A 22,236-nucleotide genomic window follows, 5' to 3' on the forward strand; every position below is an offset into this window, starting at 1 on the left:
AGCTCCATTACTTTCTGTGGTATTGGATATTGCCTTTGGAAATGTTTCGCAGAAGATTCTTTTTTTTAACTTGAACACTAATTTTTACACGAGTGTTTGGACCACTTTTGGCATAGCCGCAGCGTTATTTACGGGCGTGCTTGCCATGATAGATTATAATATCCGGAAAGAGTTAACGATTACACTTTTTGGCATCACGCTTTTTATTTCTGCCATCCTCGACGTTTACTACCTATTGATTTTAAATGAAAATGCGACAGGTTTTTCAGATACCTCTGGCACTTTGTATTTCATTTGGTGGATTAACAGGATGTTTTATTCCCTAACACTGTTGATCGGCACCTTCGTATACCTCAGAATAAAATCTAAAAACCTTCGGAGTCTTGAACAAAAACGTAAAATTTTATGGAGAACTGCCATTTTTTGCTTTTTTGCTGGAATAGCCTGCGTATTAACCATCGCAAATACTGACGCCATTTTACGGCATAAACTCGTGTTTGACAAAGTAGTTCAAATCGATTTATTCTCTTTTTTGCCATTAATACTGCTGTTTGTTTGGGCCACTTTCTTTTTGCCTAAGTTTATGCTACGTTTTCATAGCATCTTTTCAAAACTGCTTATTTTAAGTATTGCGCCGCTTCTGTTAGCTCAGTTATTTATGGCTTTGAGCACCAATGCTTTCGACACCTATTTTAATGCAGCGCACTACCTCCGCTTCATTAGTTATTTGGTGCCTTTAACTGGTATTATCCTTAATTATGTAGAAACCGTTAGGAACGAGCAGCGCATTATTGCTAAACTAGATGTAGAAGTAAGGGAAAAACAAGCTTTAACGGCTAATTTAATAGAAAGAGAAGGCTTATTGGCGAACGCAGAAAAAATATCTAAACTGGGTAGTTGGGAACTCGATATCAAAACAAACTCGTACAAATGGTCTGACGAGTTATATCGTATTTATGGCTTCGAAGGTAATTCATTTCAACCCACACACGCCATTGCCGAGCGGGTAATTGTACCAGAATACAAGCAAAAATTAAGCAAAGAATTATCTAATGCTGTTAAGAATAAAACTTCATTTGCTGCCGAATATCAAATCATTCAGCCTAATGGCGAAAAAAGATATGTGCTTAACCAAGGATATTTTGCTGGTAAGGAACATAAGCTCGTAGGTACCATTCAAGACATTACCGAGCTTAAAGAAGCTACACTTAAACTAAGAAAAAATGAAACTCTGCTACGCGAAGGCGAGGCTGTTTCTAATAATGGTAGCTGGGAATGGCACTCTAAAAACGAGTACATGTTCTGGTCTGATGAGATGTTCAACATACATGGCTACTTACCACACTCTACCGTTGTTACCATCAATTCTTATTTCGGTTTTGTACATCAAGAAGATTCAGCCGAGCTCAAAAAGATTTTTGCAGAAGCCAGATCGAGTAAAACATCATTTAAAGCTAATTACAGAATTATTAGGCCAAACGGCGAAATAAGATACGTTTCTACCACGGCAAAATTTAAAGAAGATGAAATTGGTGATGGTTATTCATACTTAGGAAATACGCAAGATGTTACGCAGTTAAAAGAAACACAAAGGAAACTCGAAGAAAAGATAAACGAGCTAAATGTTTCAAACAAAGACCTAGAGCAGTTCGCTTATGTGGCTTCGCATGATTTGCAGGAACCGTTAAGAAAAATTAGAGCATTTGGCGATCGGTTAAAAACAAGGTTTACCGAGCATATCAACGAAGAAGGGCAAGATTACATCGAAAGGATGCAAAACGCAGCAGAGCGGATGCAGATTTTGATTGACGATCTGCTGGCTTTCTCAAAAGTTACCCGCGAAGCCAAAGAGTTTCACAAAATCAACCTCAATGAATTGCTCACAAAAGTACTGCACGATTTAGATTATACCATAGAAACCACCAATGCTAAAGTATCGTTATCGGTAAATGAAGAGGTTGAAGGAATTGCCGCACAACTGGCTCAAGTGTTCCAAAACATCATTAGTAACTCTTTAAAATTTATCAAGCCAGATACACAACCTGCAATAGATATTTCTTCACAAACACTATTGGGAAGCGCTATTCCTATAATAGGAATTTCCCAGAATTCGACTTATTGTGTGGTTAAAATTACCGACAATGGCATTGGCTTCGACGAGAGTTATGCTGGCAAAATTTTCGATCTATTTCAGCGATTGCACGCTAGAACAGAATATAAAGGAACTGGCATTGGGTTGGCCATCTGCAAGAAAATTGTAGAAAATCACTCTGGCTTCATCTTCGCAAAAAGTAAAGAAGGCGAAGGAGCTTCATTTTTTATCGTTTTACCCCTTAAACCTAACGCGGCTCCATGACAAAAATGCACCCACTTATTTTAATTGCCGAAGACGACCCTGATGATGCTTTGATGCTTAAAGATGCTTTTTCAGAAATTAACCAGAATGCAGTAACCTTTTTAAATAACGGAAAATTATTGATAGAACATATACAAAAACTATTGCTTAACAATGAAATGCCCAATTTGGTAGTTATAGATTTAAATATGCCAGTATTAGATGGTAGAGGCGTAATAAAAGAGCTTAGAAAAAGTGATCAAACCAAAAATATACCGCTTGTAGTGCTGTCTACAACAAAAAATAAAGAAGATATCGATTCGGTAATGGAACTTGGCGCAGATCAGTTTTTTACCAAACCAGCTTCTTTTAAAGATTTAGTGAATATCACTACAAACATGGCAAGCAAATGGCTTTAATCTAATTTAAAAATATGAGCAAAATAAAGGTTTTATTAATTGATGATGATGAAGATGACTATATCATCACCAAAGATGTTTTTAATCGTATAAATGGAGCCGAAAGATATGAACTCACTTGGATAGACACATTCGAGAAAGGCATTAATGCCGTGTTAAAGCATCAGTTTGATATTTATTTGGTAGATTATAGATTGGGCAAACACACCGGTGTTGATTTGGTTAATGAAGCCGTTCTTTCAGGTATTAAGGAACCCATCATTATTCTAACAGGAAAAGGCGACTATAAAATTGATGAAGAGGCGATGAATGTTGGTGCGGCAGACTATCTTATCAAGGACAAAATTGAACCTGATACACTAGACCGTAGCATCCGCTATGCGCTAAAGCAAAGCGAAACTTTAAAGGCCTTAAAAGAAAGCGAAAATAAATTCAAGATCATTTTCGACAAAGCTAAAGAACCTATTTTGATATCCGATTATACTGGAAAAATACACGACATCAATAAAGCTGGCTTACAATTTTTTGGTTACCACATCAAAGAAATGTTAGAACTTAATGATAGAAGTCTATTCTACACGCAAGAAGACCGTGAAAATTTTATCCAAGAATTAGAAACTAAGGGTGCTGTAAGCGATTTTGAATGTCAGATGGTGTCTAACAAGGGGCAGGTTTACTTCTGTAGCTTATCTTCTTTCTTGCAGATAGACCCGCAAAACATGGTAGAAGTTTACCATACGATTATCCACGATCTTACACACCGAAAGCATCAAGAAACGAAGTTTATACACGAAAGTAAGTTTTCTATCTCGGAGCATATCGCCAAAGGCTTTGCAGAGGAAATCAGAAATCCGCTATCGACTATTAATTTGGTGCTGTATGACCTTACTACAGACGAAAGTTTGGCTTATAACGAAACCCTTCAATCTAATCTTGAGACGATAAAGAACAACATAGACGACATTAACCAGCTCACTCGAAATTTTATTGAGAGTACTGAGAATAAGCCTATCTCTACTCAAAAAAATGGTATTAATCAAGTTATAGAAGAAGCCTTGGCAGAAATTAATGATCTGATATTAGGACATCGGATCGTACTGGAAAAACATTTACTTCCTTCAGAAGTGTATCTGTCTATCGATAAAAAACAAATCAAAAAGGCTTTGGTTAACATTTTAAAGAATGCGGTAGAAGGCATGGAAACCTATCCAAAAGTGTTAAATATTAGCAGTATCAACGATAGCGGCTTTTACTCCATATTAATAGAAGACAATGGCAAAGGCATCAATCAGGACTTAGAGCACCAAATCTTCGAACCATTTTTCACTACCAAAAAGGACGCAGAAGGCTTAGGCTTAACAGAAGCTGAAAGGACTTTATTAGCTCATAATGGTAATATCGTTTTTAAGCCGCAAGAGAATGGAAGCTTATTTGTAGTGAAGTTGCCTATCAATTAAATTAAGCTCAACAACCTCTTTAATACACATTTCGAATAAATAAATATCTAAATATCTAAAGGCGGGTGAGGACACCCGCCTTTGTATTTACTATAAAATAATCTGTTTCTAAAATTTAACTCAAAAACGGAATAATATTTGTTTTTGGTTTGTTAAGGCTCTTTTTTTAACTATATTGGGATATTCGATTTGACGGAAGACGATCTTTAGATAAAAAACAAAAACTTAAAACAATTTTTATTTTTAGGTAGTTTAAACAGTATAGTTTAGATAACTTTTCATTTTTTAACATAAAACTATAAAAACATGAGCGATAACTCGAAAGTAGTAGTAGCCTTATTAGCAGGCTTAGCTGCAGGAGCAGCATTAGGAATACTGTTTGCACCTGACAAAGGTACTGACACTCGCGACAAGCTGGGTCAATCTTTGAAAGATTTTGGCGACTCGATTAAAGACAGAGCTGCAGATGAGATCAACAATTTAAGCAGCCTAAAAGATAAAGTGGTAAACTCTATCAAAGGCAAACTTCGCGACGTAGAGCAAGAATACTCTGACGAAGTAGAACACGTGTAAGAAAACTCTAATAAACGGTAATGGAAGAAAAGAAAGAAAAAAATATTGAAGAGCTCGTAGCCGATGCCAAGAGTTATGTAGATAGTCGTTTAGACTATATTCATCTAAAATCGGTAAAGAAGGGTTCTAAATTATTTGCCGACCTAATTACCAATACGGTAGTTGTAGTTTGTTTCCTTTTAGCCTTTTTATTGGGCACTATTACGCTTGCCTTATATCTCGCAGAGGTTTTTGGCAGTATGGTAGCAGGTTTCGGCTGCGTGGCGGGTGTTTACTTGCTTTTATCCATTATCGTTTTCCTTACCAAGGATAACATTATCGAGAAGATATTGGTGAATATGTTTATTAGAAAATACTTTAATAAAATAGCAGATAAAGACGATGAGGCATAAAGACATAAAATCCTTGGCAGAATTAGAGATTGAGATTAGCCGTGTTAAAGTTGAATATCAGCTAAAAGAAACACAGTTAAAGGAAGATGCTAAAACTTACATCAAGCAGTTTTCTCCTATAAACCTAATTAAGAATTTTCTGAATCCACAGAGCTTGACCAAGTTAGATGAGAAAACAAATATAAGCGGTACCATCATGTCGTTTCTCTTGCCGCTTTTCCTAAATAAAACTGTATTCAGAGGCTCTGGCTTTATCACCAAAAGTTTAGCGGCCTTGGTTTCTGGCAAAATTGGAAAAACTTTAGATGCGGAAAGTTTAACTGGCTTTTTCGGTAAAGCAAAGTCTTTATTTACTTCACTAACATCTAAAAGGAAAAAAGCTGATGTGAATTTTGTAGACTACGGCATTCCGCCAGACAGTGAAACTTATTAAATGTTTTATCTTCAAAAAGAAGAAATTTAAGCTCCTAATCCATATTAAGAGCTTTTTTTATGAAGATTATTTCCCTTTGTAAATTAAAAACACAGTAGGCTTTTTATGCAGGTCTATTTTTTCTTTACGCCACAGGCTGATGGGTAGCGTTTTGATATATTCATCTTCTGCATTGATATTACAAGCTACACACAACTGCGTATTGGGTTGGCAATTCTTCAGGATATCTTCAAACAAATGGTTGTTCCTAAAAGGAGTTTCCATAAAAAGTTGGGTTTGCCTATATCGTTGCGAAAGTTGTTCTAAATCCTTAATCCGCTTTGCTCTATCACCTTTATCTATCGGCAAATAACCCGTAAAGGCATAGCTCTGTCCACTAAAACCAGAGGCCATTAACGCCTGTAGCATCGCATTAGGCCCAACCAAAGGCACAACTTTAATATTTCTTCGGTGCGCTTCGGCTACAATTTCTGCGCCTGGATCGGCTACGCCTGGACAGCCAGCCTCGCTCATTAAGCCTACATTTTTCCCTTCATTTAATTCTTTGAAAAAAGGCGCTAAAGAACTTCCTCTCTTATGCTTACCATAATCATGTATTACCAATTCACTTTGTGGAATTTTCAAACCTGCTTCCTTTAAAAATTTACGGGCTGTTTTTTCGTTCTCTACAATATAGGTATGGATACTGTTAATGGTATCTACCAAATATGGCGTAAATGATTTATGAGCGGCATTGTCTGCCAACGGAACTGGAACGAGGAAAAGTGTACCTTTTTGCATGAACAAAATTAAAATTTTCAAAAACAACGAAGCACAACAATTGTTTTGCTAGACTAGAAACTGTATCAAATTTAGTTCTGCCAATTCTCATAAATGACATAATTTCAATACAGAAATTCACACTTCGTTGGCGAAACTTACGTTAATTCTACTAAACACGCAACTTTATTGTGGCATTGAGGGCGTTTAACGTTCTATAACACAATTTGGATTTTAAATTGATATACACACAGCGTTAGGTTAATTATAAATATTTAAAACACACAGACATGAAAACCTTGATCAAATTTCCGGCAATGATGCTCGGGCTTTTGCTCCTCCTCACCGGAACCACACAGAGCGCAAAAGCACAGTACGACGATGTTTCTTTGCAAACATTCTACGACGAGTTATCACCTTATGGCACTTGGATCAACGATCCAGAGTATGGCTACGTTTGGCGACCAGATGTAGACCAAGCCGACTTTAGGCCTTATTACAGTAATGGCCGTTGGGCTATGACAGAGTATGGCAACACTTGGGTATCAAACTACGAGTGGGGTTGGGCACCTTTCCACTACGGTCGTTGGATGTACAACAGGTACAACAACTGGGTTTGGTTACCAGATACAACCTGGGGACCAGCTTGGGTAGATTGGAGAAGCGGTGGCGGATACTACGGTTGGGCACCAATGGGACCAAGCATTAACATCAACATTAATATTGGACGCCGTTACGTAACCCCAGACTTTTGCTGGAACTTTATACCAAGCGGCCACATTTATTATAACAGTTACCCTCGCTATTACAGTGGTAGAAACAGAGTTTATATCCAAAACACGGTAATCATTAACAATACTTATGTTCGCAACAACAGAACGTATTATAGCGGCCCGAGGATTGACGACGTAAGAAGGGCAACCAACCAAAACGTAACTGTTTACAATGTTTCTAGAACCAGCAGAACTGGTGGTAATAGAATTGAAAACAACACAGTTAATGTTTATGCACCACGCCCAAGTAGAGGTAGCGATAACGCCAAAGCTGCACCTAGAGAAGCCGTTAGAGGTAGCATTACTAGAGACAGAATAGAAAGAACCAGCCCAGCAAGCAGAAGCGGACGTGGTAATGATAATGGTTCTTTTTCTGCTAACAATGATAGAAGCGACAGATTTGGTAACAGCCGAAACGACAATAACAACACAGGCCGTGGAGAACGCAATACACGTACAGAGCGTGGCACAGATGCAACTATGCCTAGTAGAGAAAGCAGAGAGCGTGCAGGAAACGACAGCGGTTCTATCTTCGGAAGATCTAGAGACAGAGGAACTGTGACTACGAACGAACAAAACAACCGTGGCACCGAGAACCGAGGAAGCACTACAACTCCTCCAACTAACCAAGAACGTAACGACCGTTTTGGAAGAGGTAGAGAGCGCACAGAACGTAGTAGTGAAAACACGCCATCTCGTTCTTCTTCTTCAGAAGGTAGAGTGCAGCAATCTGCGCCTCAGCAAAGAACAATGGAGCGTCAAGAACGCCCGCAACCACAAAGAACTGAGCGTGTAGAGCGTTCGCAACAACGACCACAGCAGTCATCTGGTTCTAGCAGTAGATCAGGAGAAAGCTCAGGAAGATCTAGCCGAGGCGAGGGCAGCGGCAGACCCGGAAGGGGTTAAACAAAATGGAAGGATGGCCTAGGGCCATCCTTTCTATTAAATTTTTATATTTACCTTAAAAAACAATTAATCTTATCAATGAACAAAACCATCTTAACTCTCGCTATTGCACTAGGTGCAACAACAGCATTTGCTCAAACAAGTTTAACATCAAAACTTAATCAAGCTACAAAAACAGCTACCACAGCTAATAGTCAGGCAGCAAAAACAGTAACAACAACCGCTAGCAACTATGCTTCACAAGCTTCTAAAATTGCTACCACACTAAATTCGGCATTAAGCTTAACTAACACACAAAAGCCGCAAGTGTCTTCTATTGTTACTGATTATTTAAAAAGCAAAGCAGGTTTATCATCCCTAGCTACTACAAATGCAAGTGCCTACACTTCAAAATTAAGTGGCTTAAATTCGGGAATGCTTTCTAAAATGAAGGGTGTACTTACCGCAGTTCAATATGCAAAATTATTGGGCTTAAAAACCTCGCCTACAGTAGATGCCGTTTCTGCGCTATTTATTTAAACGTAAAAAATATTTAAGCAAAGGGGAAGCAAAAGCTTCCCTTTTTTGTTTTATCTTCGATCTTATATTTTAGAAATTATTTATGGAATTCTTAAGTAGTCCAGAAGCCTGGATATCACTACTCACACTAACAGTTTTAGAAATTGTTTTAGGAATCGATAATATCGTTTTCATCTCTATTTTAGCTGGAAAACTTCCACAACATCAACAGAAAAAAGCACGACAACTAGGTTTGGCATTAGCCATGATTACCCGCGTATTGCTATTAATGTCTTTAAGTTGGATCATGAGGCTTACCGCTCCGTTATTCAATATCGGCGATTGGATAGGCATTACGAACCCAGAATGGTTAGAGAAACTAGCGATATCCGGTAGAGATTTAATTTTACTCATAGGAGGTCTTTTCCTTATCTATAAAAGTACTCATGAAATACACAATAAGCTAGAAGGAGAGCAAGAAAACGAAGGAAAAGTTAAGGTACACTCCTTTAGTGGAGTAATTGTCCAAATCCTAATTTTAGATATCGTTTTTTCGCTCGATTCGGTAATTACTGCCGTTGGTATGGCAGATCACATCGAGATTATGATTGCAGCAGTTGTAATTGCCGTAATTGTGATGATGATTTCTGCAGGCGCCATCAGCAATTTTGTGAACAAACATCCAACGGTTAAAATGTTGGCTTTATCTTTCCTATTGCTTATCGGCGTATCGCTCTTGGCCGAAGGTTTAGACCAACACATCCCGAAAGGATACATCTATTTTGCAATGGCATTCTCTGTATTGGTAGAAATGCTTAACCTAAGGATGAAGCGCAACGACCGCGACCCGGTTAAGCTCCGCAACACGCCAACAGAAGAAGAAACGAAATAAATTTTTAAGAAAAACATTGTCAGAAGGGCGTCGGAAACGATAGCCCTTCTTTTCGTTTCAATCTTTTTGTTTATCTCTTGCCGTCATTTCGAACGCAGTGAGAAATCTTAAAGTTAATTGCTTATGTAACAGATTTCTCACTGCGTTCGAAATGACGCAACAAAAAGTATTTACACTACAATAAGGTTTAACTAACAAAGGTAACTCGTTTCGCTTTCTTCCCTTTGCTAATGCTTATTAAAACCACAGTATTTCAACTTGCTAAACTTTAGAAGCTGTTTAAATTTTAGTAAAACTTTTTACTTGTCAGTCTGAGCTTAGCCTGTGCCGATTTAATCGGTATCGAAGACTACTTGATGAAGAATGTTTCCACGAGCTAAACATGAAACCTGTATTTTTTGTAAAGGAATTTAAACAGCTTCTGAGTCTTTCTACTTTTAGCTTTAGACTTTATTAATACCTTTGCTGCTCAATTCAATTTTATGGTATCTTTTTTCGAATCTAATTTAGCAGAGCTTTCTGTGCATCATGTTGGCAATAAGACCAATGAAGAGTATTATGCGCTATCAGACAACTCTATGCACATAGACGATGAAATGCTTAATCAACTGTTAAAGCAATACTTTCTTTCGCCATTCCAAAAAGTAAATGAAGTTTATCGCTTTACGCACTCCAACAACGATTTAAATTCGAACGAGATTTATCGCCTTGCCGCAGAAATTTTTGCACACGGAGAAACATTCCATGAAAACAGCAAAAACATGGCAACCTATCTTTTTGAGGTGGCAGATCATCCAAAAGTTAAAGGCGGAGAATTGTATGTAGGCTATTTTGAAAATGTTCAAATTGAAGGCGATTTACATGATGTGATTGGGATTTTCCGCTCAGAAAGTAAAGAAAGTTACATCAAGGTTTATCCTGAAGAAAAAGGATTTGGCATTAGTTACGAGCAACAAGGCATTAACATTAATAAATTAGATAAAGGCTGTTTAATTTTTAAAACCGAAGCAGCAGAAGGCTACAAAGTTGTGGTTGTAGATAATACAAGTCGTACCTCAGAAGCTGCTTATTGGAAAGATCAGTTTTTGATGTTAAAAATTAGAAACGATAACTTTAACAAAACGCAAAACGTAATGGATGTTTACAAAAACTTCGTTACTGAAAAATTGGATCAAGAATTTGATGTAGAGAAAACGGACAAGATTGATTTGCTGAACCGTTCCATGAAATATTTTAAGGAAAAAGAAACCTTTGATATTGATGAATTTGCCAATGAAGTAATTGCTAACGAAGAAGGGATTGAACTTTTCAAAAACTACAAACAATCTTACGAAGAAGAGTTTGATACGCAAATTGCCGACACTTTTGATATTTCTACGGCCGCAGTAAAAAAACAAGCAAAGGATTTTAAAAGCATCCTTAAATTAGATAAGAACTTTCACGTATATATTCACGGGAACAAAGAGTTGATAGAAAAGGAATATGACGCAGAAAAAGGAATGAATTGTTACAAGCTTTATTTTAAGGAAGAACAATAACTTCGTCATCTTCTGGAGCAATTAAACAAAGCTGAAAAATGTAATAAAAAAAGTTGTCTTTAAGACAACTTTTTTTATTACATTTGCTTACCCAAAGCAAATCCAAAGATGAGTAAAGTAAAGTTTAACAGCAAAGTTTCTCCTAATGAGAATAATCTATCTCAAGAAGCTACAAGACTTCAGCAAAAAACATTCAGATGCAGTTAAAAGTATCGCCGTTTTTAAAAGCATTGTAGAAAAAGTAAACTGGAATACTTCCTTAGAAATAATGGAGAGTTTTCCAAGAGCCAAAGTTTTAAACAGCCAAAGAGCTAGATTTAAAATTGTTGGCAATAAGTACCGCATCATAGTTGAGGTGGACTTTATAGATAAAACAGTTGAAATTAGATTTGTCGGCACACATGCTGAATATGACAAAGTTGATGCATTAACTATTTAAGTTTGTGATCAAAAGTCAATTAATAAAATTATGAGTAAAACATCTCAATGGTTTTTATTAGAAAGTGAGCAGGATTATAACCTTGCTACCTCTCGTTACGAAGAAGTAAAAAATGCTCAAAAAGATAGTCCTGAACATAAGGAAAAAATGCTTTTAGTGCACCTTATTTCTGAATATGAAAACAAGGAATGGGATTTACCAGATGTAGACCCCATTGAAACAATTAAAATCAGAATGGAAGAATTTGGGCTTAAAGCCGCAGATATAGCAAAAATGCATGGTGATAAAAGCAATTTAAGTAAAGTTCTAAATTATCAACGAGCATTATCCATTTCATTAATTAGGCAACTTAGTGCCACGCTACGAATTCCTACAGATATGCTTATAAGAGAATATAATTTAAAAAGTTAGGTCTTATAGACTACTATAAGTTTTATAATGAAACATTCAAAAGAGCAAATAGAAGCAACAGCTAATTCCATCGTTAGTCACTTCATTCCGAAAAACCCGGAAGAAACTACGCTGAGCTTTCATTTTACTATTCCGCCTTCTTCTAATTACAAAGTAAGTTACGAGAAAGATGCCAAAGGAAATTGGAATTTTGTAGGCTACGAAGTAGATGGAGCTTAACTCTGAACTACAGTCATTGCGAGGCACAAAGCAATCTTACAAAAGTATAATCGTTTGTTATAATTTCGTTTTTCTAATGATTAAATCCAAAGTGCCTTATGCCAATCCCTAAAAAATTACTTACCCGCAAAGAAGAGATTACGAAGGATTTTTTCGCCCTGCTAGAAAAGCACATCGATGATATTTTAAGCGGTAGAACCGAACAAATGTATCACATCAAAGATTTTGCGGCGCATTTGTTCATTCACCCTACGCACTTTAGCAACACCATCAAATTAACCACAGGTTATTCACCTTGCCATTTTGCAGAACAACGTGTAATGGACGAAGCAAGGAAAATGCTCAGCGAAACCGACATGCCCATCAACGAAATTAGCTATAGGCTAACCTTTAACGACCCAACCAACTTCACTAAGTTCTTTAAATCTTTCGAAGGTATTACGCCTCGCCAATTCAGAAAGCAACTTACAGAAAATACTTAAACTGTCACCATTTTTGAAGCTAGCTTCCTGCTGATATTTGTTTCTAATTAAAAAGACACAAAACGATGGAAACACAACAAATAGCTTTAATAACTGGCGGAAGCCGCGGTTTGGGCAAAAATATGGCGCTTGCTTTGGCCAAAAAAGGCAACGATGTAATTATTACCTACAACAGCAACAAAACAGAAGCTGATGAGGTGGTTAATTCCATACAAACTTTAGGGCAAAAAGCTGCTGCAATTCAATTAAATGTTGGCGAAGTAAAAGGATTTGATGTTTTTGCTTCCTCACTAACTTCAACTTTAAACGAAAAATGGAACAGACCAAGCTTCGATTTTTTGATCAACAACGCTGGTATTGGTATTCATGCGCCATTTGCCAGCACAACCGAAGAACAATTCGATTTACTTACCAATATTCATTTTAAAGGGGTTTATTTTCTTACTCAGAAATTGCTGCCAGTTATTGCCGATGGCGGTAGGATTATCAATGTATCAACCGGTTTAAGCAGGTTCTCTCTACCTGGCTACAGTGCCTATGCAGCTATGAAAGGTGCTATTGAAGTGCTCACCAAATATTTGGCAAAAGAATTAGGCGCTAGAGGAATTGCGGTGAATGCAGTAGCTCCAGGTGCAATTGAAACAGATTTTGCAGGCGGCGTGGTTAGAGACAATGAGCAAATGAACCAAGGTATTGCCGCCAACACAGCGCTTGGCAGGGTTGGCTTACCAGACGATATTGGTGGTGTAGTAGCTTTCCTTTGTTCGGAAGAAGGCCGTTGGGTAAACGCACAAAGGTTAGAGATTTCTGGCGGAATGTTTATTTAAATTCATAAAATGTTGCTTTTTAACCTTTAATGGACTAGCTTTAGTTATTGATAAAGTTTTTACACCTTAGAAGAGCTTTTGAAATCAAGCAACACTATTAAAGCCCAGCGAATTGATTTCGTTGGGCTTTTTTATGTTTCAGCTAGACTTACGAAGTTTTAGAAACTTCGTAAGTCTTCACAATCTACAACACATACTCATCATTAATGGGCGTAATTGGCGGCGGAATTTCTTTCTCGCCCATCATTTGCAACATATTGATTTCGATAGTTCTGGTAATTTGGTTTAAAGGAATACCGGCTACGTTGTTCTCAAAAGGATCAACCAAATTCATTCCGTTAATTTGTGTAGACACGAAAACGAAGCCAATCATCCAGCCCATAAAAATAGACCAAACACCCATTTCCTGGCTAATTACCAAAGTGAAGGTTACTACAAAAAGCCAAATGAAAACTTTTGTTAAATAGCTATAGGTAGTTGGGAAAACTGTGTTTTTGATACGCTCGCTCATTCCCATTTCATCGCTAAACCGCACCAGCATTTCATTAATTTGGATGAACTTAAAGCCATCAATTGCGCCATTTTTAGAAAGTTTCTCCAAGTCATCAGATTGCTTAAGCAGAATGGCATTGTGCAAATTGTTATGTTTTTCTATTTCTTTACGCTCATCTTCATTTAAGTATTTCACATAAATTAAATCTACAGTACCACGTAAACTAGCTTTTAACGCATATAAAAAGGCAATGTGTCTACGGATCATTCGTTGGGTAATCTCCTTATTTTCATCGCTTTGCGACACATAACTTAATAAACTACGGGCAAACGAACGCGAATCGTTTACCAAGCCGCCCCAAACTTTTCTTGCTTCCCACCATCTGTCGTAAGCTTGATTGTTATTAAAACCAATAAAAAAAGCTATTGCAGTACCTAAAACGGTAGGAATAATAGTTGGAATAGAAAAATGGTACGCGATGAGATATTCGCGAATAAAATAAGCGCCCATACAAGACGCTATCATAATTAAATCTACATGCCAGGTATTTCTGACAATTCTACTTAGGCGGATGTTATTTACAAGAAGCATTGGTAATTTTCTGTTTGTTGGTCACCTAACAACAATCCAAGAAAATAGTTTGCTTTACACTACTCTTAGCAATAACCCTTTCAAATATTCTCCCTCTGGAAAAGATAACCTCACGGGATGATCTTCTGGCTGGCAAAACTGTTTGATGATTTGTACTTCCTTGCCCGCATCTAAAGCTGCCCAAGCAATAATTTGTTTAAAGGTTTCAATGTCAACCGCACCAGAGCAAGAGAATGTAGCCAGTAATCCGCCACTTTCTAACAACAACAAACCGCGACGATTTAAATCTTTGTAAGCCCTAGCTGCCCTATCCAAAGCAGAACGTGACGGTGCATATTTTGGTGGGTCTAGTACCACCACATCAAACTTTTTACCTTCATCATTAAACTGACGGAGTTGTTTATTTACATCGCTTTGTATAGCGCTATGTTTGCTGACATCAAATTTATTTAGGTCGATGTTTTGCTTTAAAGTTTCTATTGCCAAAGCAGAACTGTCTACAGAAGTTACCTCTGCAGCACCTTGTGCAAAAGCGTTTAAGCTAAAACCACCGCTGTAGCTAAAGCAATCTAGTACAGATCTACCTTTGGTATAACTTGCTAAAATGCTTCTATTATCACGCTGGTCACAGTAAAAACCAGATTTTTGCCCTTCGGCGATGTTGATATGGTATTTAATTCCGTTCTCTTTTACTTCGATGAACTCTTCCGGAGTTTCGCCCCAAAGCAAGCCGTTTTCTGCAGTAATTCCTTCATGCGTACGAGCAGTCGCATCGCTCCTATCGAAAATCCCTTTGGGTTGTAAAAGCCTCACCAAAACATCAATGATGACATCTTTAGCTTTCTCAATGCCAGAACTTAAAATCTGCACAGAAAGAAAATCAGCGTAGCGGTCTACAATTAAGCCTGGTAAAAAATCAGCTTCGCTAAAAATTAAACGAGCGGCAGTAGTTTTCCTGTCTGCTAATAAATGAGCTCTTCCAGCAATGGCAGTTTTAATTTTCTGCTCGTACCAAGCCTCATCAATGGTAGTTTCTTCGTTCCATTCTATCAGACGAACGGCTACCCGAGACTGGTCGTTGTAATATCCGTAAGCTAAAAAATCTCCACTAGCATCTACCAAACGTACTACATCTCCATTTTCGGGTTTCCCTTTCACCTTGTCTAATGCTCCAGAAAACACCCAAGGATGACGTTGATAAATTGCTTTTTCTTTTCCCTTTTTTAGCTTGATTTCTACCATTTGGCAAAGGTAGTAAAAAGTAGTTCTATAAACACAAAGACACCAAGGGCACCAAGAAATAAGTAATTTAGATGTGGTATTCTCAAATTAAACTTTGTGTGCTTCGTGTCTTGGTGGTTTAATCTTATTTTTACCAAATGGAAGAAATCACGTGGAACGATTTTGAAAAAGTAGAATTAAGAGTTGGTACCATCATCGAAGCTTTTGAATATCCCGAAGCAAGAAAACCAGCCTATAAAGTAAAGGTAGATTTTGGCGAATTGGGCATTAAAATGAGCAGTGCACAAATCACCAAACACTATACTTTAGAAGAATTAATTGGTAGACAAATCATCGGTGTAGTTAACTTCCCTAAAAAGCAAATTGGCAAATTTATGAGCGAGTTTTTAGTGACTGGCTTGGCCGATGAAAACGGAGATATTGTACTGAGCACAGTGGAAAGAAAAGTCCCAAATGGAAGTAAGTTGATTTAACCCCCTAGCCCCCTAAAGGGGAACTATAAGATTGGTGGAAATACAGATAGTTTTAAAATAGATATTTAAATATATATGAGCGATAGAAGGGAAAGCCCCTTTAGGGGTTTGGGGTATCCGCAGCAAGAAGACGAACATTACATGCGTTTGGCTTTACACGAAGCAAAAAAAGCTTACGATGCGCAAGAAATTCCCATTGGAGCTATTGTAGTTTGCAAAGGCAAAGTAATTGGCAGAGGCTACAACCTTACCGAACAACTTAATGACGTAACTGCCCATGCCGAAATGCAAGCCTTTACTGCAGCAGCGCAAACTTTGGGCGGCAAATATTTAAAAGACTGTACTTTGTACGTTACCATAGAACCTTGCGTAATGTGCGCAGGTGCCAGCTATTGGACACAAGTAAGCAGAATAGTTTACGGCGCAAAGGAAGAAAAACGTGGTTTCACCAAAATCGGCCAAAACCTTTTACATCCCAAAACGTTGTTAACTGGAGGTATCTTGGCCGAAGAATGCGGCAGCCTCATGTCTGCTTTTTTTCTCAATAAACGTAAATAAAGTTGACAAACAATTGAATAAAATTTAACCTATCTCTGTTATATTTGTAGAGATAACATTTTAAATAACCCTTAATCATATACATTATGGCATTTGAATTACCTGCGTTAGCATACGCAACAGACGCATTAGAACCACATATCGACAAAGCAACCATGGAAATTCACCATGGCAAACACCACCAAGCTTACGTTACCAACTTAAACAAAGCTTTAGAAGGCAAACCAGAGGCTAATAATAGCATCGAAGATATCGTTAAAAACATTTCAAAATACCCAGCTGCAGTACGCAACAATGGTGGTGGTCATTTTAACCATGCTTTGTTCTGGACAGTTTTAGGCCCAAATAAAGGTGGCGAGCCAACTGGCGATTTAGCAAAGGCAATCGACGAAGCTTTCGGTTCTTTCGCAGAGTTCAAAACTAAAATCCAAGATGCTGGAGCAACTCGTTTTGGTTCTGGTTGGGCTTGGCTTTCTGTAGGTGCAGACGGTAAATTGTTTGTTTCTTCTACACCAAACCAAGACAATCCTTTAATGGACATTGCTGAGCAAAAAGGTACGCCAATTTTCGGTATCGACGTTTGGGAGCACGCTTACTACTTAAAATACCAAAACAAACGCCCTGATTATTTAGCGGCAATTTGGAATGTAGTAAACTGGGATGCAGTAGCTGAGCGTTACAAAAAAGCATTAGGTAAATAATTCAAATTTCTTTTTTAGAAAAGCAATAGAAGCGGGGCGTCGGTTACGATAGTCCCGCTTTTTGTTTCTCCCGATGAAACCTGTGTAACAAGAAAGCATACCTATAATGCAATAAAAATAAATGCTTAAATCGGGATTCACTACAATCGGGTTTAAAACCGAAAAACCAGTGCTAACTACAACCTAGCAAACCGCCTAAAGCTGCTGCAGAGCCTACTTAACTATTTCCTTGTTCGGTTTTGAGATAGGGATTTTGTCTCCAGAAGTTAACAGCAAAACGCCACCATCTTCTTTGAGCCAACTCTTTACAAAATCAATTACACGTTGGCGGGGACGCCAACGCTAGCCAATCCTTTGTTGGCGTCCTCGCCAACAAATACCATGTTTCAAATTTTTAATTAACAAACCACCTAAAGCTGCTGCAAAGCCAATTTCACCACTTCTTTGTTCGGTTTTGAGATCGGAATTTTATCTCCGGAAGTTAAAAGCAAAACGCCGCCATCTTCTTTAAGCCAACTCTTTACAAACTTTGGGTTTACCAAATGACTTTGGTGGGTTCTTAAAAAACCATTGGGTTTTAGTAAATCAGCGTATTCTTTAAGTGACTTGGAAACCAATAGCTTCTCATTGTTAGCAAGAAAGAAAAACGTGTAAGTATTATCTGCTTCGCAGCGAATAATCTCCGACAAAGCGATATACCTAATTTCGCTTTGCATGGGCAACGCAATTTTGCTGATAGCAGGTTGTGGGTTTTTTATTTGTTGCAGCAGAAAATCTAATTGTGAGTTTTGCGATAGCGTTACCAATTTCTGTTCAACTTTGCTAACGGCAGTTTTCAATTCGTCAATGTCAACTGGTTTTAACAGATAATCTAAAGCTGCAAATTTCACTGCCTGTATGCCATATTGGTCATAAGCGGTAACAAAAATAACTTCGAAATTTCGCTTTGGAAGCAAATTCAACACATCAAAACCCGTTTGCTCCCCCATTTGGATATCTAGAAAAATCAAATCAGGCAGGTGCTTTTCAATAGCGTTAACGGCATCAGTTACATTTTTTGCTGTTGCCACAATATTAACCTGCGGACAGTGCTTTTGTAGCAAAGTCCGCAGGTTTTCTAAGTTTGAAAATTCATCGTCTATTAAAATTGCCTTCATATTGTTACAGCCAATCGGTTAAAGTTAAGTCGATTTTTGTGCCTGCATCACTTGAATTAATTGCAAGCACAAAAGGCGTTTCTTTATAAATGCTGTTCAGTAAAGATATTCTGTTTTTACTTAATGATAAACCTAAACCTTCATGCTTTTTATCTGCGCTAAAACCCTTGCCGTTATCTGCAACGGTTAATACTAAATTGTTATCGTTTTTACTGAAAGCAATTTCTATTTTTCCCTCAGTGTTTTTTGAGGCGATACCGTGTTTTACTGCGTTTTCTACAAAAGGTTGCAATAACATACTTGGTATTTCAATATTCTCTAAGTCTAAATTATCGTTGGTTTTAATTTCATAGCTGAAGCCGAAACGTAACTGCTCCATTTGTAGATAATCGTCTAACAAAGTTTTTTCTTGAGCTAAACTTACCAGCTCTTTATTGTTAAGCACATTTCGAGTTAACCGAGCAAATTTCGAAAGGTATTTATTGGCATTGTCTATTTCGTTTTTGTTCATTAAGTTTTGAATGCCAGCCAATGCGTTAAATAGAAAATGAGGGTTTAATTGCGAGCGAACTGAACTCAATTGCAACTCTACAATTTCCTTTTCTTTGTATTGTTGCACAAGCTTTTTAACTTCTTTCTTTTTTACATAAGTTAGGAGAGCGCCCGCAATAGCTCCAAAAACTGCGCAAATAATTAAGCCGTAAACCAAAAGGTCTTTTTTAGAGTAGCTTTCCTCTTCTAAAGTGATGGAAAGCGTGTGTCTAGTAACGTATCGTTCTATGTCTTTTGGTGGCTCGTGGTCTTTTATAAAAGGCCGAATAATAACCTCATATTCTCCCGATTTTTTGAAAACACGTTTGGGTATATTTAGATATGGTATGTGTTCATGTTTTTCAACATATCCTCCATATTGCCAAGGCGTTGGTTCTAGTATTGTTTCATCTGTTTTTTTGTCTTTTATTGAGATGTAGTAAAGGTAATCAATGTCAGACTTGTTTTTTATGACGGTTATTTGCAAGTCTTCTTCAGAGAATTTGATGTCTGTTTTACTTTTTGATATGAAGAGGTGACTATATTTCGCTCCCTCGTTTGTAACTGCGAGTTTTGCTATCCTTGTAATTTTAGCTTTGGGAATGATTTTGCCATAAAATACAGACTTTTCAATATCTTGAGGTTTTTCTATACTATATGCTAATACAGTAATAATTTTTCCTTTAATTGCAAAAGTACCAAGTGATGTAGAACTGAAAACTTCATCGGGCATATCCACATCTTTTAGTTGAGTTTTATCTATGGATTTATTTACCACTAAAGGTTTGTCGTCTACTAAAATGGTGTAGCGGTAATTTTGCGTATTGATGTTCTTTCTGAAATAAATCTGGATACTTAAATTACTGACCTCAGGCAGATAATTGAAGTAAGTATTGGGTTGATTAGGTGGAATACTTGAATAATAAACATTTTTTGCCCCACTATCTACAGACATCAAAAGTTTGCCGCCTGCAGCATATTTTTTATTAAAGTCGATGCCTTTTTGTGCGCTTACTATAGAAAGCGAAATGATGAAGCTGAGGAATGTAAAGATTGTCTTTTTCATAATATCCAGAATTAATTTTCATCAAAACTGTGGCAATAATAACAAAACTAAAACCATAAAGCAGGAAAGGCGGGTTTTGAAATAGTAACGATATTGTTTTGAGCAGAATTTGGAACGTCAAGTCTTTGCGACCTTCGCGTACCTTTTTTAAACCTTTGCGTTGAAAAAATAACCGCAAAGAAAAGCGAAGAAATCGCAAAGAGCGCAAAGATAAGTGTGCTATTCGCTATTCTCTCCCTGTCAGGGAGAGATGCCTGAAAGGCAGAGAGGGTTCCATCATTACTGTACAAGTTTGAGTTAATTAAACCCGATGGAAGTGGTAATCCTTTTTTGGGGGTGTATTTGAGATAGACGCATTCTCCCAACAGATTTCTCACATGCGTTCGTATGACGGGAGACGGAACACAAAAAAGATTAAAACGAACAGCGGGACTGAAGTTTCCGAAACGCCTGCTCCAATGTTTTTCTAATGTTTATGTAACGTTTCTAAATATATTTCCTTTACGAGGCAAAAAGGTTAAATTTGGGCAAAAATAATTTTCAAATACCATGAGTTTTAGAATAGAACACGATACCATGGGTGAGGTACAAGTACCTGCCGACAAATATTGGGGAGCACAAACTGAACGCTCTAGAAACAATTTCAAAATTGGACCAGAGGCATCGATGCCTAAAGAAATTATCCACGCTTTTGGCTACCTAAAAAAGGCTGCTGCGTTAGCGAATAACGAATTAGGTGTACTATCTAAAGATAAAACTGACTTAATTGCCAAAGCTTGCGATGAAGTAATTGCTGGTCAATTAGACGACCAATTTCCGTTAGTAATTTGGCAAACTGGTTCGGGTACGCAAAGTAACATGAACGGTAACGAGGTAATTGCTAACCGTGGCCACGTAATTGGTGGTGGTAATTTGCTAGACGAAAAAAAATCGTTACACCCGAATGATGATGTGAACAAATCGCAATCATCAAACGATACTTACCCAACGGCAATGCACATTGCGGCTTACAAACAAGCGGTTGAGGTGACTATTCCGGGTTTGCAAAAATTAAGAAACACTTTAGCTAGCAAAGCTGATAGCTGGGGCGATATCGTAAAAACTGGTCGTACGCACTTTATGGATGCTACGCCGTTGACTTTAAAACAAGAATTTTCTGGTTACGTACAGCAAATTGACAATGGTTTAAGAGCTATCAACAATGCTCTAGAGATGATTAAAGAATTGGCGCTTGGCGGTACTGCTGTGGGTACTGGTTTAAATACGCCTGCAGGTTACGATGTGCTGGTAGCTCAAAAAATTGCCGATTTAACGGGCTTGCCATTTGTAACTGCTCCTAATAAATTCGAGGCTTTAGCAGCTCACGATGCAATGGTGGAGCTTTCGGGCGCTTACAAAAGAGTGGCTGTTTCGTTAATGAAAATCGCCAACGATATCCGTATGTTAAGTTCTGGTCCTCGTTGCGGTATTGGCGAAATCATCATTCCTGATAACGAGCCGGGTTCATCAATTATGCCAGGTAAAGTAAACCCTACACAACCAGAAGCGTTGACTATGGTTTGTGCACAGGTAATGGGTAACGATGTTGCGGTAAGCATTGGTGCAAGTAACGGTCATTTCGAGTTGAACGTTTTTAAACCTGTTATTGCGGCTAACGTGTTGCAAAGCGGTCGTTTAATTGGTGATGCTTGTGTGTCTTTCAACGATAAATGTGCAGAAGGAATTGAGCCAAACCGTCCGGTAATTCAACAACACATGGAAAATTCATTGATGTTGGTTACAGCTTTGAACCCTCACATTGGTTACGAAAATGCTGCTAAAATTGCTAAAAAAGCACATAAAGAAAATAAAACATTAAGAGAAGCTGCTATTGAAACTGGTTTGTTAACCGACGAGCAATTTACTGCTTGGGTGAAACCAGAAGACATGGTAGGTAGCTTGAAATAAGGTTTTTTGAAAAGCAGGGCTGGTGGCTTCGATGTTCGTCAGTCCCGCTTTTCGTTATCATCTTTTTTGTGTTCTCCAGCCGTCATTTCGAACGCATGTGAGAAATCTGTTTTTGAGATGCGCC

General features: G+C 37.7%; 24 protein-coding genes. 19 read left to right on the plus strand and 5 right to left on the minus strand.

Annotated features, from left to right (window positions below; translation table 11 throughout):
• Window positions 1-70 precede the first annotated feature (70 nt).
• The 6 genes from REI64_RS16975 (at window position 71) to REI64_RS17000 (ending at window position 5,609) form a co-directional block, all read left to right on the plus strand.
• Entirely contained in the window at window positions 71-2,356 is a 2,286-nt protein-coding gene (locus tag REI64_RS16975) for a PAS domain-containing protein (RefSeq protein WP_308851340.1), read from the plus strand.
• Window positions 2,353-2,754: a response regulator gene (locus REI64_RS16980; protein ID WP_308851341.1), complete on the plus strand. Its 402-nt coding sequence runs from the start codon at window positions 2,353-2,355 to the stop codon at window positions 2,752-2,754. The genes REI64_RS16975 and REI64_RS16980 overlap by 4 nt, the downstream gene beginning before the upstream one ends.
• 14 nt (window positions 2,755-2,768) lie before the next feature.
• Window positions 2,769-4,211, plus strand: coding sequence for an ATP-binding protein (locus REI64_RS16985; RefSeq protein ID WP_308851342.1), 1,443 nt, complete (start codon window positions 2,769-2,771; stop codon window positions 4,209-4,211).
• Window positions 4,212-4,517: 306 nt separating this feature from the next.
• Entirely contained in the window at window positions 4,518-4,784 is a 267-nt protein-coding gene (locus REI64_RS16990; RefSeq protein ID WP_308851343.1) for a YtxH domain-containing protein, read from the plus strand.
• Window positions 4,785-4,804: 20 nt separating this feature from the next.
• Window positions 4,805-5,176: a phage holin family protein gene (locus REI64_RS16995; protein WP_308851344.1), complete on the plus strand. Its 372-nt coding sequence runs from the start codon at window positions 4,805-4,807 to the stop codon at window positions 5,174-5,176.
• Window positions 5,166-5,609 carry a hypothetical protein gene (locus REI64_RS17000; RefSeq protein WP_308851345.1) on the plus strand — a complete coding sequence of 148 codons (444 nt, stop codon included), beginning with the start codon at window positions 5,166-5,168 and terminating at the stop codon, window positions 5,607-5,609. The genes REI64_RS16995 and REI64_RS17000 overlap by 11 nt, the downstream gene beginning before the upstream one ends.
• Before the next feature lie 66 nt (window positions 5,610-5,675).
• Here the strand turns inward: REI64_RS17000 and REI64_RS17005 are convergent, their stop codons facing one another.
• Entirely contained in the window at window positions 5,676-6,389 is a 714-nt protein-coding gene (locus tag REI64_RS17005) for an SAM-dependent methyltransferase (protein ID WP_308851346.1), read from the minus strand.
• A gap of 269 nt (window positions 6,390-6,658) precedes the next feature.
• Here REI64_RS17005 and REI64_RS17010 point away from each other — a divergent pair, with 269 nt between their 5' ends.
• The 9 genes from REI64_RS17010 to REI64_RS17050 all read left to right on the plus strand — a co-directional run bounded on the left by REI64_RS17010 (window position 6,659) and on the right by REI64_RS17050 (window position 13,353).
• Window positions 6,659-8,047, plus strand: a complete 1,389-nt coding sequence (locus tag REI64_RS17010) for a DUF6600 domain-containing protein (protein WP_308851347.1) — start codon at window positions 6,659-6,661, stop codon at window positions 8,045-8,047.
• Between the two features lie 78 nt (window positions 8,048-8,125).
• Window positions 8,126-8,566, plus strand: coding sequence for a hypothetical protein (locus REI64_RS17015; RefSeq protein WP_308851348.1), 441 nt, complete (start codon window positions 8,126-8,128; stop codon window positions 8,564-8,566).
• A gap of 82 nt (window positions 8,567-8,648) precedes the next feature.
• Complete coding sequence (locus REI64_RS17020; RefSeq protein WP_308851349.1) at window positions 8,649-9,437, plus strand: TerC family protein; 789 nt, start codon at window positions 8,649-8,651, stop codon at window positions 9,435-9,437.
• 482 nt (window positions 9,438-9,919) lie between these two features.
• A complete protein-coding gene (locus REI64_RS17025) occupies window positions 9,920-10,975 on the plus strand; it encodes a nucleoid-associated protein (protein ID WP_308851350.1) in 1,056 nt (351 codons plus the stop codon).
• A gap of 145 nt (window positions 10,976-11,120) precedes the next feature.
• Complete coding sequence (locus tag REI64_RS17030; RefSeq protein ID WP_308851351.1) at window positions 11,121-11,414, plus strand: type II toxin-antitoxin system HigB family toxin; 294 nt, start codon at window positions 11,121-11,123, stop codon at window positions 11,412-11,414.
• A 30-nt stretch (window positions 11,415-11,444) separates the two neighbouring features.
• A complete protein-coding gene (locus REI64_RS17035) occupies window positions 11,445-11,825 on the plus strand; it encodes an XRE family transcriptional regulator (protein WP_308851352.1) in 381 nt (126 codons plus the stop codon).
• Window positions 11,826-11,852: 27 nt separating this feature from the next.
• Complete coding sequence (locus REI64_RS17040) at window positions 11,853-12,044, plus strand: hypothetical protein (protein ID WP_308851353.1); 192 nt, start codon at window positions 11,853-11,855, stop codon at window positions 12,042-12,044.
• A 98-nt stretch (window positions 12,045-12,142) separates the two neighbouring features.
• Window positions 12,143-12,526, plus strand: coding sequence for an AraC family transcriptional regulator (locus REI64_RS17045; RefSeq protein WP_308851354.1), 384 nt, complete (start codon window positions 12,143-12,145; stop codon window positions 12,524-12,526).
• A 65-nt stretch (window positions 12,527-12,591) separates the two neighbouring features.
• Complete coding sequence (locus REI64_RS17050) at window positions 12,592-13,353, plus strand: SDR family oxidoreductase (RefSeq protein WP_308851355.1); 762 nt, start codon at window positions 12,592-12,594, stop codon at window positions 13,351-13,353.
• A 184-nt stretch (window positions 13,354-13,537) separates the two neighbouring features.
• Here the strand turns inward: REI64_RS17050 and REI64_RS17055 are convergent, their stop codons facing one another.
• Both REI64_RS17055 and REI64_RS17060 read right to left on the minus strand, forming a co-directional pair.
• Window positions 13,538-14,437, minus strand: coding sequence for a bestrophin family ion channel (locus tag REI64_RS17055; RefSeq protein WP_308851356.1), 900 nt, complete (start codon window positions 14,435-14,437; stop codon window positions 13,538-13,540).
• Between the two features lie 54 nt (window positions 14,438-14,491).
• Window positions 14,492-15,679 carry a class I SAM-dependent rRNA methyltransferase gene (locus tag REI64_RS17060; RefSeq protein ID WP_308851357.1) on the minus strand — a complete coding sequence of 396 codons (1,188 nt, stop codon included), beginning with the start codon at window positions 15,677-15,679 and terminating at the stop codon, window positions 14,492-14,494.
• Between the two features lie 137 nt (window positions 15,680-15,816).
• Here REI64_RS17060 and REI64_RS17065 point away from each other — a divergent pair, with 137 nt between their 5' ends.
• The 3 genes from REI64_RS17065 (at window position 15,817) to REI64_RS17075 (ending at window position 17,411) form a co-directional block, all read left to right on the plus strand.
• Window positions 15,817-16,152 carry a tRNA-binding protein gene (locus REI64_RS17065; protein ID WP_138723172.1) on the plus strand — a complete coding sequence of 112 codons (336 nt, stop codon included), beginning with the start codon at window positions 15,817-15,819 and terminating at the stop codon, window positions 16,150-16,152.
• A gap of 75 nt (window positions 16,153-16,227) precedes the next feature.
• Complete coding sequence (locus tag REI64_RS17070) at window positions 16,228-16,710, plus strand: nucleoside deaminase (RefSeq protein ID WP_308851358.1); 483 nt, start codon at window positions 16,228-16,230, stop codon at window positions 16,708-16,710.
• An 86-nt stretch (window positions 16,711-16,796) separates the two neighbouring features.
• Complete coding sequence (locus REI64_RS17075) at window positions 16,797-17,411, plus strand: superoxide dismutase (RefSeq protein ID WP_308851359.1); 615 nt, start codon at window positions 16,797-16,799, stop codon at window positions 17,409-17,411.
• A gap of 410 nt (window positions 17,412-17,821) precedes the next feature.
• On the opposite strand, the gene REI64_RS17080 is transcribed toward REI64_RS17075, so the two are convergent.
• The gene (locus tag REI64_RS17080) at window positions 17,822-18,568 is read right to left on the minus strand and encodes a LytTR family DNA-binding domain-containing protein (protein ID WP_308851360.1); all 747 of its coding nucleotides are present in this window, start codon (window positions 18,566-18,568) and stop codon (window positions 17,822-17,824) included.
• A 4-nt stretch (window positions 18,569-18,572) separates the two neighbouring features.
• Window positions 18,573-20,165, minus strand: a complete 1,593-nt coding sequence (locus tag REI64_RS17085) for a histidine kinase (protein ID WP_308851361.1) — start codon at window positions 20,163-20,165, stop codon at window positions 18,573-18,575.
• 549 nt (window positions 20,166-20,714) lie between these two features.
• Between REI64_RS17085 and fumC the strand changes: the two genes are divergently transcribed.
• Window positions 20,715-22,112 (plus strand): class II fumarate hydratase, encoded by a 1,398-nt coding sequence (gene fumC, locus REI64_RS17090; protein ID WP_308851362.1) that lies wholly within the window; start codon window positions 20,715-20,717, stop codon window positions 22,110-22,112.
• Window positions 22,113-22,236 lie beyond the last annotated feature (124 nt).

Origin of the sequence: Pedobacter sp. (assembly GCF_031119335.1) — a bacterium.
Taxonomy (GTDB): Bacteria; Bacteroidota; Bacteroidia; order Sphingobacteriales; family Sphingobacteriaceae; genus Pedobacter.

Excerpts from the sequence above, each read along its gene's own strand:
- REI64_RS16985 (WP_308851342.1), top strand. The coding sequence starts at position 2,769 with ATGAGCAAAATAAAGGTTTTATTAATTGATGATGATGAAGATGACTAT.
- REI64_RS17050 (WP_308851355.1), top strand. The coding sequence starts at position 12,592 with ATGGAAACACAACAAATAGCTTTAATAACTGGCGGAAGCCGCGGTTTG.
- REI64_RS17020 (WP_308851349.1), top strand. The coding sequence starts at position 8,649 with ATGGAATTCTTAAGTAGTCCAGAAGCCTGGATATCACTACTCACACTA.
- REI64_RS17070 (WP_308851358.1), top strand. The coding sequence starts at position 16,228 with ATGAGCGATAGAAGGGAAAGCCCCTTTAGGGGTTTGGGGTATCCGCAG.
- REI64_RS17040 (WP_308851353.1), top strand. The coding sequence starts at position 11,853 with ATGAAACATTCAAAAGAGCAAATAGAAGCAACAGCTAATTCCATCGTT.
- REI64_RS17075 (WP_308851359.1), top strand. The coding sequence starts at position 16,797 with ATGGCATTTGAATTACCTGCGTTAGCATACGCAACAGACGCATTAGAA.
- REI64_RS17015 (WP_308851348.1), top strand. The coding sequence starts at position 8,126 with ATGAACAAAACCATCTTAACTCTCGCTATTGCACTAGGTGCAACAACA.
- REI64_RS17025 (WP_308851350.1), top strand. The coding sequence starts at position 9,920 with ATGGTATCTTTTTTCGAATCTAATTTAGCAGAGCTTTCTGTGCATCAT.
- REI64_RS17045 (WP_308851354.1), top strand. The coding sequence starts at position 12,143 with ATGCCAATCCCTAAAAAATTACTTACCCGCAAAGAAGAGATTACGAAG.
- REI64_RS17035 (WP_308851352.1), top strand. The coding sequence starts at position 11,445 with ATGAGTAAAACATCTCAATGGTTTTTATTAGAAAGTGAGCAGGATTAT.
- REI64_RS17030 (WP_308851351.1), top strand. The coding sequence starts at position 11,121 with ATGAGAATAATCTATCTCAAGAAGCTACAAGACTTCAGCAAAAAACAT.
- REI64_RS17085 (WP_308851361.1), bottom strand. The coding sequence starts at position 20,165 with ATGAAAAAGACAATCTTTACATTCCTCAGCTTCATCATTTCGCTTTCT.
- REI64_RS17060 (WP_308851357.1), bottom strand. The coding sequence starts at position 15,679 with ATGGTAGAAATCAAGCTAAAAAAGGGAAAAGAAAAAGCAATTTATCAA.
- REI64_RS16990 (WP_308851343.1), top strand. The coding sequence starts at position 4,518 with ATGAGCGATAACTCGAAAGTAGTAGTAGCCTTATTAGCAGGCTTAGCT.
- REI64_RS17010 (WP_308851347.1), top strand. The coding sequence starts at position 6,659 with ATGAAAACCTTGATCAAATTTCCGGCAATGATGCTCGGGCTTTTGCTC.
- fumC (WP_308851362.1), top strand. The coding sequence starts at position 20,715 with ATGAGTTTTAGAATAGAACACGATACCATGGGTGAGGTACAAGTACCT.
- REI64_RS16980 (WP_308851341.1), top strand. The coding sequence starts at position 2,353 with ATGACAAAAATGCACCCACTTATTTTAATTGCCGAAGACGACCCTGAT.
- REI64_RS17055 (WP_308851356.1), bottom strand. The coding sequence starts at position 14,437 with ATGCTTCTTGTAAATAACATCCGCCTAAGTAGAATTGTCAGAAATACC.
- REI64_RS17005 (WP_308851346.1), bottom strand. The coding sequence starts at position 6,389 with ATGCAAAAAGGTACACTTTTCCTCGTTCCAGTTCCGTTGGCAGACAAT.
- REI64_RS17000 (WP_308851345.1), top strand. The coding sequence starts at position 5,166 with ATGAGGCATAAAGACATAAAATCCTTGGCAGAATTAGAGATTGAGATT.
- REI64_RS17080 (WP_308851360.1), bottom strand. The coding sequence starts at position 18,568 with ATGAAGGCAATTTTAATAGACGATGAATTTTCAAACTTAGAAAACCTG.
- REI64_RS16995 (WP_308851344.1), top strand. The coding sequence starts at position 4,805 with ATGGAAGAAAAGAAAGAAAAAAATATTGAAGAGCTCGTAGCCGATGCC.
- REI64_RS17065 (WP_138723172.1), top strand. The coding sequence starts at position 15,817 with ATGGAAGAAATCACGTGGAACGATTTTGAAAAAGTAGAATTAAGAGTT.